Annotated in this window: 9 protein-coding genes and 2 tRNA genes; 1 reads left to right on the forward strand and 10 read right to left on the reverse strand. The window is 29.0% G+C overall.

Annotation, left to right across the window (positions count from 1 at the left end; genetic code table 11):
• Positions 1 to 28: 28 nt before the first annotated feature.
• From L3J60_RS04910 to L3J60_RS04935, 6 genes are all read right to left on the reverse strand, one after another.
• Entirely contained in the window at positions 29 to 1,159 is a 1,131-nt protein-coding gene (locus tag L3J60_RS04910; RefSeq protein WP_291974374.1) for a glycerate kinase, read from the reverse strand.
• A 14-nt stretch (positions 1,160 to 1,173) separates the two neighbouring features.
• A complete protein-coding gene (locus tag L3J60_RS04915; RefSeq protein WP_291974375.1) occupies positions 1,174 to 2,871 on the reverse strand; it encodes a sugar phosphorylase in 1,698 nt (565 codons plus the stop codon).
• A 23-nt stretch (positions 2,872 to 2,894) separates the two neighbouring features.
• Positions 2,895 to 4,541 carry a sodium/solute symporter gene (locus tag L3J60_RS04920; protein ID WP_291974376.1) on the reverse strand — a complete coding sequence of 549 codons (1,647 nt, stop codon included), beginning with the start codon at positions 4,539 to 4,541 and terminating at the stop codon, positions 2,895 to 2,897.
• Between the two features lie 19 nt (positions 4,542 to 4,560).
• Complete coding sequence (locus L3J60_RS04925; protein WP_291974377.1) at positions 4,561 to 5,856, reverse strand: trehalase family glycosidase; 1,296 nt, start codon at positions 5,854 to 5,856, stop codon at positions 4,561 to 4,563.
• Positions 5,846 to 7,198 carry a glycosyltransferase family 4 protein gene (locus L3J60_RS04930; protein ID WP_291974378.1) on the reverse strand — a complete coding sequence of 451 codons (1,353 nt, stop codon included), beginning with the start codon at positions 7,196 to 7,198 and terminating at the stop codon, positions 5,846 to 5,848. Before L3J60_RS04930 ends, L3J60_RS04925 begins: the two co-directional genes overlap by 11 nt.
• 117 nt (positions 7,199 to 7,315) lie before the next feature.
• The gene (locus tag L3J60_RS04935) at positions 7,316 to 10,012 is read right to left on the reverse strand and encodes a TonB-dependent receptor (protein ID WP_291974379.1); all 2,697 of its coding nucleotides are present in this window, start codon (positions 10,010 to 10,012) and stop codon (positions 7,316 to 7,318) included.
• A gap of 162 nt (positions 10,013 to 10,174) precedes the next feature.
• On the opposite strand from L3J60_RS04935, the gene L3J60_RS04940 reads away from it, so the two are divergent.
• Positions 10,175 to 11,197: a LacI family DNA-binding transcriptional regulator gene (locus tag L3J60_RS04940; protein WP_291974380.1), complete on the forward strand. Its 1,023-nt coding sequence runs from the start codon at positions 10,175 to 10,177 to the stop codon at positions 11,195 to 11,197.
• Between the two features lie 20 nt (positions 11,198 to 11,217).
• Here the strand turns inward: L3J60_RS04940 and L3J60_RS04945 are convergent, their stop codons facing one another.
• From L3J60_RS04945 to L3J60_RS04960, 4 genes are all read right to left on the reverse strand, one after another.
• Positions 11,218 to 12,036, reverse strand: a complete 819-nt coding sequence (locus L3J60_RS04945; protein WP_291974381.1) for a carboxypeptidase-like regulatory domain-containing protein — start codon at positions 12,034 to 12,036, stop codon at positions 11,218 to 11,220.
• Positions 12,037 to 12,261: 225 nt separating this feature from the next.
• Positions 12,262 to 13,002 (reverse strand): hypothetical protein, encoded by a 741-nt coding sequence (locus L3J60_RS04950; RefSeq protein WP_291974382.1) that lies wholly within the window; start codon positions 13,000 to 13,002, stop codon positions 12,262 to 12,264.
• Positions 13,003 to 13,205: 203 nt separating this feature from the next.
• Positions 13,206 to 13,289 (reverse strand) — tRNA-Leu (locus L3J60_RS04955).
• Positions 13,290 to 13,343: 54 nt separating this feature from the next.
• Positions 13,344 to 13,416: transfer RNA gene (locus L3J60_RS04960), tRNA-Lys, on the reverse strand.
• Positions 13,417 to 13,727 lie beyond the last annotated feature (311 nt).

Genomic DNA, 13,727 nt, shown 5'->3' on the forward strand with positions numbered 1-13,727 from the left:
TTAGTTTTAAAATTAAAAAAGCCAACTTCTAGTTGGCTTTTTTTAGTGTTTTAAATGTTGAATATACCAGATCTTCAATATAGATAGCTGCATTTTTTATAGCTTCTTTTGTAGTTATATTTACTTCCATAACCTCGCTCATGGCTAGCGGATTTATATTTTTTAAAATGCTTTCTTTGTCTTTAATAATTCCAGCAACTATGTATATAGGAACTTTATATTGTTTGGATAAATCGCTAACTCCTTTAACCACTTTTCCTTCAAGTGTTTGTTTATCAACACTTCCTTCACCAGTAATTATTAAATCTATTTTATCTTTAAAATACTTTTTAAAATTTGTTTTTTCCAATATAAAATCTATTCCTGAAACCATTTTAGCATTTAAAAAACTTACTGCTCCTGCACCCAATCCACCTGCGGCTCCTGAACCTTTAATATAAGCTACGTACTTGCCAAAATGTGCTTTTATCTGGCTATCAAAATTTATTAATCCACTGTTTAAAATTTCTATTTCATTTTTTGATGCTCCTTTTTGACTTGCATACATAAACGCTGCACCATTATTTCCGTACAAAGGGTTTTTAACATCATATATTACAGTGAAATTTATTTTATTTAAATCAAATTTTAAATTTTTAGAATCAATTTTGTTAATATTTATTAATTCTTTTCCAATTGGTTTAATTTTTATTCCTTGCTTATTATAAAATGAATAACCTAACGCACAAGCCATCCCAATTCCAGCATCATTTGTAGCACTTCCACCAATAAATAACACAATATTTTTAAATCCTTTTTCAATAGCAGCCAATATTAATTCACCAGTTCCAAATGATGAAGTGTAAAAACAATTTTGTTCTTTTTTACTTAGCAATTGCAAGCCAGAAGCCTTTGACATTTCAATATATGCAACATCTTTAGAAACCTTATAGTTTGAATATATTATCTTAAAAAGTGGGTTGTGAACCTTTACATCAATTGTTTTTAATTTAAAATAGTAATCCAAAATATCTAAAGTTCCTTCGCCACCATCTGCTATAGGATGCTTTATAACTTCAATGGATGGATCTGCTTTTTTTATACCTTTTTCTACAGCATTACAAACTTCAATAGCTGTTAATGAACCTTTAAATTTATCTGGTGCTATAATAACTTTCATAATTGCAATTATATTTAACTGTTTTTAAGCCAAAGGAAACTATATGCATTTATTTTCCAATAAGCATTAGAAATATTTTTATGTTTTATTAAATCATAAACTTCTTTAGATAAAGCCTTAATTTTAATGGATTTACCACTGAAATTAAATAAGGCATATAAAACATCATCTTTAAATGTCCTTTTTATGACAAAAACAGAATTTTTAAAAGCAAAATATTTGGCATTTCCAAAAGGATTAAAAACTTGTTCTTTTGTTCTTATGGCTAAAAGTTCTTTATACTTGCCAAATACTATTTTTCTTATAGAATTTTCGGTTTCAAGTTCCTTCTCAACAGCATTATACGTTAATTTTTCGCGATTTATTCTTCTTTTAATTCCTGATTTTTTAACACCTTCATAATCATTTTGAGAACCAATTAAGGAGTGGATATAAATTCCTGGAATTCCAGGCATAGCAATCATTACAGATTGCGTAAGTAACATTTTAGCTGCTCGAGTTTGATTATTATCCTCTTCATCACTTAAAATATCTAAAAAATTACAATTAAGTTCGTAAGGAGATTGCGATCCGTCTTCATTATTTTTGTAAGAAACTTCGCCATTATGACTCAATGTCCATGCTGCTAATTCATTAATTTCAGTATCAGAAATAATATTTTGTAATGGGCGAACACCAATACCATCATGACTTGCTGTAAAATTGAACATACAAACTTTGTTACTTGGTAATTTTATAGAGGTAGCCCATTTTGTAAGAACTTTAACATCCTTTTTCATCATAGCATAAACTAGTAAAGGAGCTAAAGTAAAATTGTAAACCAAATCTGCTTCATTAAAACCATTTCCAAAATAAGAAATGTTTTCTTGATGAGGTACATTAGTTTCAGTAATAAAATAAATATTAGGATTTATAACTTTAGTAATCTTTTTATAAAGCTGAATTACACTATGTGTTTCAGGTAAATGAATACAGTTTGTTCCAATAGTTTTCCATAAAAAAGCTACCGCATCAAAACGAATAAACTTAGCTTGTTTACTAGCATAAAATAGCAGTACTTCAAGTACTTTAATAAAAACCTGTGGCGATTTAAAGTTTAAATCTACCTGATCTTCACTAAAGGTTGTCCAAATATATTTTTCATTTCCTTTTTCATCTTTAAAAGGATTTAACAAAAGTGATGCTCTTGGACGTGTTACCTTAGAAACATCTGTTTCAGAATCTACTTCTATGAAAAAATCTTGAAAATCCTTTTCTCCTTTCAAAAAAGACTGAAACCAATTTGAAGATTTAGACATATGATTTACAACGGCATCAAACATTAAATTACTGTTTTTTGCTATTTCAGAAATATCTTCCCAAGAACCTAAGTCAGGATTTACTTTAAAATAATCTGTAATAGAAAAACCATCATCAGAAGTGTAAGGGAAAAATGGAAGTATATGGGTAGTATTAATTTCAGGAAGACTGTACTTATTTATAAATTTATTTAGGGTTTGTAAATATGAACTTCCCTTTTGTTGAATGGTGTCTCCGTACGTAATTAAAATAACATCTTTTTCATTTAATAAGTTATTTTTAAATGAATTTAAAGGTGCATATTTTGATAGTAATTTGTCTATGTTTTCTAATAGCCAATCAACTTTATCACCGTATAAAGAAGTTAATTCTTCTTTTATCAATTCTTTATCTTTGGGTTTTATCATTTTCATAATTATTATATTAATACATTAAATTATCCTAAAAGCATTGGAATGAAATAGCTTAAAATTAAAATGGCTATAAAAAACAGGACTAAAATGTAAACCTCTTTAATTAAAAAATCTGATTTTTTAATAGTAATACTCATGCCAGAAATATTTTTAATAGGAATATCTTTTGTTAATGCACTTACTAAATAGGCCACGCCAACCGCTATTGCAATACCTGTAAAATTGAGCCATATCCAAAAAACCTCAATTCCTAAATCGATATGAAACATTTCTTGAATGGTTTTTGATAAGACTAGATTAATTAAAACAGCTACTATAATTCCCGTATTCATACCAATGTAATTTACTTTTTTAGAGAAAAAAGCCAATAAAAAAGTAGCTAATACAGGTCCGTAAAATACCGAGCCTATGGCGTTTATAATTTCAATAACGGCACTTTGACTTCCCCCAAATAGAAAGGAACTCGCAACACAAATTGCTCCCCAAAAAATAACGGCAGTTTTAGAAATAAACATATATTTTTTAGGTTCAAGTTTTTTAACACCTCTATTAAAAAAATCTTCAACCGTTACGGCAGAAAGTGAATTTACGGTAGAACTAAGAGATGACATGGCTGCGGACAAAATACCAACCATTAATAAACCAATAAGTCCGTTTGGAAGGTATTTAACAATAAACACCGGTATCATTAAATCTGGTTTTAATCCATATTTTGCATATTCTGCTGGAAAATATTTCATGGTTGCATGTGCTATATCCGCAGAAAAATCTGGAGCTAAAACAACCAAACCTCCAATTACTAATCCCATAAAACTATAAATAAAAACTACAGGAAAACGGAATAATCCATTAGCCATTAATAAAGTTCTTATAGTTTTTTCATCTTTAGCCGATAACAATCTTTGGGCTTGGGTTTGATCACATCCGTAATAAGAAACATATAAAAAGAAACCACCAACAATCATTGGTAAAAGACCGTATTCGCTATTTTTTCCTATACCTAAATTATAATTGATTACTTGTAAACGATCTGGTTCAAAACCATTTGGTAATCCACCATATTCATTCAGCAAGTGCCAACCATAATAAAGACTTACTATAAGTCCAGCGAATAGAATAATCATTTGAATGGCATCACCCCAAACAACAGCTTTCATACCACCTTGCCAAGAATATATAATGGTAATAACACTAATTATTAATATAGTATACGCATAATCAATATCTAATACGGATTGCAAAATAATAGCAACTGTGTACACCATTACCCCAGTACCTAACGCCCTACTTATTTGAAAAACAACGCTTAAAATTAACCGTGTAGAAACGCTAAATCGTTTTTCAACATATTCATAAATACTTACAACACCCGATCTAAACAATGGCGGAATTATAAAAACCATGATAAAAATCATAGCTAAAGGAACGGCAAATTCAAACGATAACCATTTCATTCCGCCACCCAATTTTAAACCAACAAAAGCAGGAGCAGAAATAAAACTTATTGCAGATAATTGAGTTGCCATAGTTGATAAGCTTAAAGGAAACCAACTCATGCTTCTTCCTCCTAAAAAGTAATCTTTAGAATTTTTATTTTCTTTAAAAAAGAAACCTAATCCTAGGAATGAAATTATATATATAATTATTATCGTATAGTCTAACCAATTCATATAGTAGTTTTAAGATTTATTAATTATTTATTAAATCGAGAAAAAGGGATGCACTCCAAGAAAAATCAGAGCCTCCATATCCTTTTATGTTTTTGTTATATTCAGATTTTCTAGGATCAAAATATTCGTAAAATCCAACTTTTTCCAAAATTTCAATAGTATCAGATTTAATTTTTTGAGCTAAATCATGATACCCATAATCTTGAAGACCATAATATAAAAGCCAGTTTAAATTTATCCAAACAGGACCTCTCCAATATTTTTTAGGATCAAATTTTTCACTTGTTGGATCAAATGATGCACATAAATATAAGTCTTCTCCTCCAAATTTTGTAGTCAAAGTATTAACTAATTGAGCAGCTTGTTTTTTAGCTGGTATCCCAGCATATAAAGGAGCAAAGGAGGATGAACTTATCACATTAATAGGTTTATCATTCCTTAAATCGTAATAAATATACGCTCCTAATTCTTTATTAAATAATTTATTGTTAAATGATGTGATACTTTTTTCTTGCCATTTTTTAAGCTGTTCAACTTTAGTTGAATTTCCTCCAATGAGTTCATACAATTTTATTAATGAGTTATTTGACTTAATTAACATGGAGTTATATAATGGATCTTGAACCAAAAAAGGAGAAATTTCAGCAATTTTTGCATCGTTATAATTCACACTTTTGGCAAGGTCAATCATATATAAATAATGGTCATATTCTCTTTTAGTTGGTCTTTGTTCAGGATTTACATGAGTTGTATCTCTTCTTTCAAATGAATATTCTGTTGGATTCATAGTTTCCCATATAGCATCCCAGGCAGGAGAATTATCTGTGCCAGATTCCCAGTTATGATAAATATAAAGTAATCCTTCATTATTTAAATCCCTATTTTCATATAGATATTGATGGTTCAAATACACCTTATCAATAACTGTTTTGATGAAATTTAAAACGCCCTCATTATTGTTAGCTATTTGATAAATTTTTTCTAAAACAAATCCTAAAATAGGTGGTTGGGTAAGCCCCGTTGAAGGATAATCTTTGTTAGAATTTGGATGTAAAATTGCACTATGAAAATTTGGACCTGGAAAATAGGTTTCACTTTTTTTATGAAATATCATATGCGGAATAAAACCATTTTTCCATTGAGCATTTAATAAGGTTTCTAGCTCTTTTTTTGCCTTTGACATATCGTAATGTGCATATCCAATTGCAATTAATCCAGAATCCCAAAGCCATTGAAAAGGATACAAATCTTTACAAGGAACAGTATAGCCATCTCTCCAATTATCATTTAGTATTTGTTTAGCCTTATTTTTCATTTTCTAAAATTGATTTTAATTTCGTTTCTAAAGTTTCTAATGATAAATTTTGTCTTCCTATGTTGTAATTTTTATTAACAGCAAGCGAATATTTAGCTTTACTTAAAAGAATATCTATGGTTTTATTTGATGCATTCTCAATAATTTTAGGTAAAACGGCTGCTAATCCATCTTCTTTTAGGGTATGCATATTTCCTAAATCAATAGTATTAAAATTAAGTGGAAGAATATCCTTTTCAAAAACTGGATATTGATAACTAATAATTATTTTTTTTGCGACCAATGCTTCTATAAATTGATTTCCCCAACCTTCTAATAGGCTTGTATAAGTTACCATATCACAATTGGCATAGGCATCCCACAATGAATATTTTTTTACATTGTTCATAAATGATCTTTCATGGTCAATATAATTGCTCACAATTTTTAAGGTCACATTCTTTTTCTTTGCATATTTTACAATTTGATTAAAATAAGATTCGTCTTCATTTAATCCTGTCCATAAAAATATTATGGAGCTTTTTTCATCAAAAATTTTATTATTATATAATTTTTTACCAATTAGTTGATGTTTGTTAGTTGTTAATTCAGAAACAAAATCTATAGCCAATTCAATGCCTTTCCGTTTTACAATTCTTGTTGCTTGTAAAATTATTAAGTCGTTATTTTTAATTCCAAACGAAGCTCTAAAATCTTCATTATAATTATCTATTTTCCAATCATTATCAAAATTAAAAACATTTGGAACAATGGTACTTTCTATATTTTTCCTTCTTTTTAATTTATTTTTTGCAATGCTGTTAATTACAACGTGCTTAATTCTTGGATGAATAGGTGGAAAATATTCATCTAAATAATCTTGAACAAATGAACAAGTTGGGTTGCTGTATTTTTCTCGTTCCCAGTAAAAATCGTGATGATGACAAATACATTTAACGGAAGTTTTTTTAATAGCGTTGTAAAAGCCTATTCCTGCTGCTAAATTCCATCCTAGCGAGAATATGTTGTTTACTATTAAAACATCAATATTATTTTTATTGATAATAGCTATCAATTTTTTCTCTACTGATTTTGCATACTTTCCAATAGATTCTTTAAAAGACCATTCATCAGGAAAAGAATGAAATTTCACATACGCATTTTCTACATGCATATTATTGATAGCATTGTTATAATGAAGCTCCTCAATTATATGCACATCACTTAATAAACCTTCTGAGCCTGCAATATAATGGGTTTGATATCCCATTTTTTCTAAAACGGCTTTCCATTTGTCCATTTCTAAAGAAACCCCATCGGTTTCTCCAACTCTAAAGTGACAAAGTGCAATAGTAAGGTTCATTTATAAAAAATTTATATAGGTAATTGAAGATCTATATTTTGTAATAAAATTAACAATTAAAAAAAACTCACCATCCAAATTTAATTAGATGGTGAGAAACATTAATTAAATCAAATTTTAAAATTTAAAAGTTGCATTTATGAAAGTTCTTCTTGGTAAAATTGGTCTACCATTAAAAAATTCTCCAGTACTAGATTGAGCAAAAGCTCTTGGATTTCCTTCTGATAATCCTTGACTATTAGACAAGTTATAAACTGAAAAACCTAACCTTAAGCTATTATTTTCATTAAATGGAATTGTATAACCTGCTCCAATTCTTATCACAGTAAATCCATCTAATTTAACTAGATTTGCGTCATCATTAAATTGACTTCCTCTTACATTTGCAGAAACAAAACTATCAAATTTGCTATTGTCATAATCTAATCTAAGTAATGATAAAACTCGTGGTTGTCTTCTTAATTTGTTACCCACATTTGCACCATTAGTTACTGTACCAGCAACTAAAGCAACACCATCAACTGTACCTGATTGAAGTACTGTTCTTTCATCTTTATTAAGTTCATGACCTTGAAAAGTGAAGTTTCCATTGAATGATAAATTATTAGCAAATTTCCAATTCCAAGAAGTTTCAACTCCAATTGTTTTAGTATCTTGAATTGTTTTGATTCCATCAACAGTACCAATACTTCCACCATAATTCAGTCTTTGAATTGCAACTCTATCCGTTAGGGTTGTGTAATATCCTGCAAAAGTTCCAGAAAATTTTGAAGTACCAAATTTCAAACCCATTTCAGCTTGATAAATGTCTTCAGGTTTATAATCTCCAGCAACAACATTATTACTAACTACGTTTATACTTCTTACTAAAGGAAAGAAATATCCTTTTGAAAAGTTAGCATAAGCATTTAAATTATCATTAATAGTATATAATGCGGCTAATGATGCTGCAAAACCAGTAGTGTTAACCTTAGCTCTTGTAAAGGCACCAGTGGCATATTTAACATTTTGCAGACTTGAGGTTAACGTTGGATTGGTATAAACTTGAGCAGATGCTAAAGCCCCGTTTTCTCTTCTAGCTTTTTGATTTTCTAATCTAAATCCAACATCTATTCTCCATTTATTTAAAATCATTTCATCCGTAAAATAAAAAGCAGCTCTTTCTTGACTTAAAAATTTATTTGCGGTCATTCCAATTCTATCAGTTAATCCTGTATCAGAAAAAGTTACATCATTCCCTAATTCATCTGTAAAAGAAAGATTTACCATTTGAGGATCATTATTCCAAGCTGATAATGTTCTAAATTGATAGTTATTATCTTCTCCTTCAGTATAAGCTAAATAGGTTCCTGCAGTAATATTATGTTCAACTTGATCTCCTACTTTTTTTTTTGTTACGCTAAATTCACCTGTATAATCTGTAATAGGACGATTTCTATCCACTTGTAAGTTGTCAATAACTCTATCATTAGCACCTAAAGCAGTACCTCCTACATAAGAAGCATTTACATTGGTAGCATTTGGATAACCATGTATTGTTAAATAATCATTTAAGGATACAGGAGTATTAGCACTTCCGTTTGCTCCAACATATAAAGAAAAATCACTTACATAACTAGAAGCTTTCATTTTTGCTTTCATTTTCCAATTATTTTCTAAATTATAATCAAAAACACCCATGGCATAAAATCCTTTAGTATGGATACCATCTGCAATAGGACTTCTGTATTCTCCTGCAGGTGTTAAGAAACTAGTATTTCTTAAATACTCCGAGTTTAATTGATAAACTATATTACCATCATTTCCAGTTATTCTTTCTCTTGAAGTACCATCTAATGGAAGACCTAATAGAAATTGTTGTTTATCATTAATGAATTGGGTGTAAAAAGTAAATGAACCATTTTCAAATTTCTTTTTTAAATTAGCTCTAAATTGGTATCCTTCAGAAGGCACTCCAAAATTTAATGGTCCATCATCTTTACGTAACCATCCAGACAATGCGTAATAAGTATTAGAATCTTCGCTTCCTAATTTACCACCTGTATAAAATTCCGTTTTTAATCTACCACCATCAGCTTCTTCAATATTAATTATATTTTCATCATTGGTATCTCCAGTTTTTGAAATATAGTTGATAATACCTGCAGTAGAACCTGCTCCATAAAGAATTGAAGATCCACCTCGTACAAATTCAACTCCTTTTACACCTTGGTCTACTCTTGCATAAACATCACCAGCCGTAGAACTTAATCCATAACCAGCTAATGTAAACCCATCAAACTCAATAGGTGAAAAGTCATTTTGACCACCAGAAGGCAAACCTCTTATAAAGATGTTTGTTGCACCTTCTCCACCGCCACCATCGGCTACAACACCTGGTATATTATTAACAATATCTGCCATACTATTTGCATTTAATCTTGTAAGTGCTTTAGCTTTGAAAGATGAAATAGATAAAGGAGATTGTTTTTGAGATCTAAATGTAGAAGTTGCGGTTAATACAACGGCATCTAAACTTTCTACACTCTCTTTTAAAGAAAAATTAACAGAAGTGTTTTCTGATAAATTTACTTTTTTGGATGCTGTTATAAAGCCAACATACATTGCTTTAATTTCTTGCATGCCACTTTGATTTGTAGAAAGTTCATATTTCCCATCCATAGAAGTGGTTGTTCCTTCCGTTGTATTTGTAATTACAACATTTACTCCAGGTAATGGATTACCTGATTGATCTGTAATAGTTCCTTGAATAACTGTTTGTGCAAAGCCTAAAGAACCTATTAATAATAAAAGTACTGTTAAGTATTTTTTCATAAGTGTGTAGTTTGAATTAATATTCTGTTAATATTTTAATCAAAATTATATTAATATTAAATAATTGTAATCACTAATTTAGATGTTATAATACGCAAACGTTTTCGCAAACGGTTGCATAATCAAAAATAGTTATACCTTTGTAAATATAAGTTTACTAAAATGTCAAAAAAAAATGTAACCACCCTAAAAAAAATCGCAAACGAGTTGGGTATTTCAATTTCAACAGTTTCAAGATCATTAAATAACCATCCAGATATAAGTGAACAAACTAAAACAAAAGTTTTAAATATTGCAAAAAAATTAAATTATGTTCCTAATTTATTTGCCAAGGGCTTTAGAGCTCATAAAACAAACATAATTGGGGTAATTGTACCAGATATTTCACATTATTTTACGGCAACTTTACTTAAAGGAATTATTAGAGAAGCTGAAATTGAAGGGTTTAAAGTTATCATCTCTGAATCTAGGAATAATGAAACTAAGCAGACTGAAATGTTGCAAACTATGATGCAATTTGGAGTTGATGGAATTTTATTATCCTTAACTAGGAAAACAGTTGAAGTAGATGAAATTATAAAAATTAGAGAACAAATACCATTAGTGCTTTTTGATAAAGTTTCTAAAAAGGTGCCTTGTACTCAAGTTGTAATTGATGATGAAGACGCTGCTTTTAGAGTAGTTGAACATTTAATTAATTTAGGAAAAAAGCGAATTGCCATTATTAAAGAATTTGAAAATTCATTAATATCTGAATTAAGGTTTAATGGATATTTAAGAGCCTTAAAAACATACAAATTACCTGTAGATGAAAAAATTATTTTAAGTGCTTCGGATATATCTATGCATCAAGGTAAACGGTTTACAAGTATTTTGTTGAGCCTTAAAGAAAAGCCTGATGCAATTTTTGCAATTACAGATGGAACAGCAATAGGTGTTATAAAAACTCTAAGAAATCACGGAATAAAAATTCCAGAAGAAATTGCAGTTGCGGGATTTAGTAATTCAGAAAATTCCATTATTATTGAACCTAAATTGACCACAATTGACCAACCAGGAAATAAAATTGGTAAAACTGCTGTGAAATATTTAATTGATGAAATTAATAATGAAAATGAAGTTATTAATAAAACTGTGGAAATTAAAACAAATTTAGTAGTTAGAGAATCTACATTAAGGTCCTAATTATTAACTATTTATTTTTTTTAATTTTCTTTCTTTATAGTGCTTCCTTTTTTAATTGCCTTATAATTTTCGTAACAAAGTAGTACAGCTTCAATAAGTTGTAAGTCACTGGCTGATTTAATAAAATAATCAGAATAATTACATTGGTTTAATAAATCATTTAGCTCGGTAGCATCCATATCTAAATATTCCATCATTAGTTCTCTATTAAATTTAGCTTCTAACATAGAACGTAAATGGTCATCATTTTTTAGCTTTCTCAATTTTTTAAGTTGTTTAGGTTTTTTACCAAACAAATTATATACAAAATCTATTGGCTTAAATAAGGCATCTACTGGAGAATTAAACTCTTTACTATGTCTAACACCAACTTCATAGGTTTGAGGTAATCCATTAATATGAATTCTAGCATATTTATCTTTAGGAACATTTTTTGCGTCAATTTCTAAAACACCTATTAATTTATGAGCATTAACAACAACTTCTTTTAATTGTTCCGTTTTTTGATGCAATTCAATTACAAGTTCATTTCCTTTTAATAAATCATGTGTAATTTTAAGTTTAATAGATTGGAATCCTAAATAAGAAATATAAATAGTATCATTAGCTTTAGTTTCAATTTCAAATTTTCCATTGTCATCAGTAACCGAACCAATTACAGAATTCAAATTGAAAATATTAGCTCCGGCCAATGGTCTTTTAGATAAATTATCTATCACTTGTCCTTTTAAAGCAACTGAAAATGTTGTAGGATTGATGGTATCATTTGATTTAGGTTCTTGTGAAAATCCATTTAAAAAGGATAATACAAAAGCGAAATATATAATTCTTTTTAGCATATGCAAGTATAGTAATTTTAGTTGAAAATTTTGTCTAAAATTAGTGATAATGTATAAATTTATGCATAGACAGTCAAGTTGAGAATAGTGTTTATTTACTTTTCTAATTAATATTTATAGGTAACTAACTATTACTAAAGTTCGTTATTATAAAAAGCAGGATATCACAAACAGTGTAAATTTAAAAAAGCCAGTATTAATACTGGCTTTTTTTGAAAAATATTGCTATTTGTCAACCCCTATTTCCCATGCTTCACTTTTAATAGATTCAGTTACTGCATCCCATTCTTTTATGGCATTTATCCAACTTCCTTCACCATTTACTTCTTCATAATATTTTTTGATTCCACCATCTTCATCATCCATATCAGCCCAAGAATTCATAGTCCATACTATAGCAACATCTCTACCATCATCTTGTCTAAATTGGTTATTATAAATGAAAAAATTATCACCTTTTTTCTCAAATGCATCTTTAAATTTTTTGATTACATCTTTAAATCTATAATAACTTCCCTCTTTAACCTTTATAAACCAAATATTTTCTAATGCAGGCGTATTATCATTAGCTTTAAAACTTAATTTATCGTTTTTTCTCCAATATTCAACCATTCCATAGTTTTTCACAGTAGGTGACACATTTTTATCCCAATCATCATTATGAGTTCCCTTATTTGGACGTGCATCTAATTGATTAAACATGGTTGATCCCATAACCCAAACGTACCAACCAGCATAATGTCCAGTAACAATTCTGTCTAAACTGGCTTTATAAGGATCTTGGCTGTGAAACTTTTGATTGTGTTCTTTAACGGCTTTCACAAATGCCTTTTCCATGCCAATCTTAGGTAGCATGTAGGTTAGTTCAACCATTTGATAACTCTTTTTTTCTTGTGAAATTCCTGTGTTTGTTATCAATAAAACTCCTAAAAGTAGAATTGATAACCATAATTTGTTTGTTCTCATTAGTTAAAAATTTAAGTTAGTAATAAAAATATATCGCATTAATTGTGATATCAAACTATTGAGGTTAAAAAATTGAGGTAATTTTATTTAAAGGAGTTTAAATAAATATTGAGATTTTATGATTGCAAGATACACTATTTTTTATGAAATCCAAAAAATAAATTTTATAACAGATAGATATTCAAAAAGTTAAGTTTAAAAAGTGCACATAACAGGAGTCGAACCTGCACGAACAATTGTTCACCAGCCCCTCAAGCTGACGCGTCTACCAATTCCGCCATATGTGCATAAAAATAACTAATATAAATAAAAAAAGTTAAGCTTTTAAACTCAACTTTTTGTGACCTGGCTGGGGCTCGAACCCAGGACCACCTCCTTAAAAGGGAGGTGCTCTACCAACTGAGCTACCAGGTCAATAATGTATTTCCATTATTGCGAGTGCAAATATACTATCAATACTTTAGAAAACAAGTTTTTTATTGTAGTTTTCAGGGCAAACTCACACTTTTTCTTTGATAAAAGCTAGATAATCAGTTGATTTATAGTTGTCAAAGTTATTAATTATTTGTATATTATACTGATAATCAATAATTTACATCAATGACATCAAGTAGTAAAATAGTAAGTATTTTTACGCAAGTAGAAGATCCTAGGAGCCATATAAACCAACTTCATAACTTAATTGACATCCTTCTAATCGGAATAATTTCGGTTATTTGTGGTGC

The organism is Lutibacter sp., from assembly GCF_021647475.1.
Lineage (GTDB): Bacteria > Bacteroidota > Bacteroidia > Flavobacteriales > Flavobacteriaceae > Lutibacter.

Coding starts and splice junctions, on each gene's coding strand:
- L3J60_RS04910 (WP_291974374.1), bottom strand. CDS start 1,159: ATGAAAGTTATTATAGCACCAGATAAATTTAAAGGTTCATTAACAGCT.
- L3J60_RS04915 (WP_291974375.1), bottom strand. CDS start 2,871: ATGAAAATGATAAAACCCAAAGATAAAGAATTGATAAAAGAAGAATTA.
- L3J60_RS04920 (WP_291974376.1), bottom strand. CDS start 4,541: ATGAATTGGTTAGACTATACGATAATAATTATATATATAATTTCATTC.
- L3J60_RS04925 (WP_291974377.1), bottom strand. CDS start 5,856: ATGAAAAATAAGGCTAAACAAATACTAAATGATAATTGGAGAGATGGC.
- L3J60_RS04930 (WP_291974378.1), bottom strand. CDS start 7,198: ATGAACCTTACTATTGCACTTTGTCACTTTAGAGTTGGAGAAACCGAT.
- L3J60_RS04935 (WP_291974379.1), bottom strand. CDS start 10,012: ATGAAAAAATACTTAACAGTACTTTTATTATTAATAGGTTCTTTAGGC.
- L3J60_RS04940 (WP_291974380.1), top strand. CDS start 10,175: ATGTCAAAAAAAAATGTAACCACCCTAAAAAAAATCGCAAACGAGTTG.
- L3J60_RS04945 (WP_291974381.1), bottom strand. CDS start 12,036: ATGCTAAAAAGAATTATATATTTCGCTTTTGTATTATCCTTTTTAAAT.
- L3J60_RS04950 (WP_291974382.1), bottom strand. CDS start 13,002: ATGAGAACAAACAAATTATGGTTATCAATTCTACTTTTAGGAGTTTTA.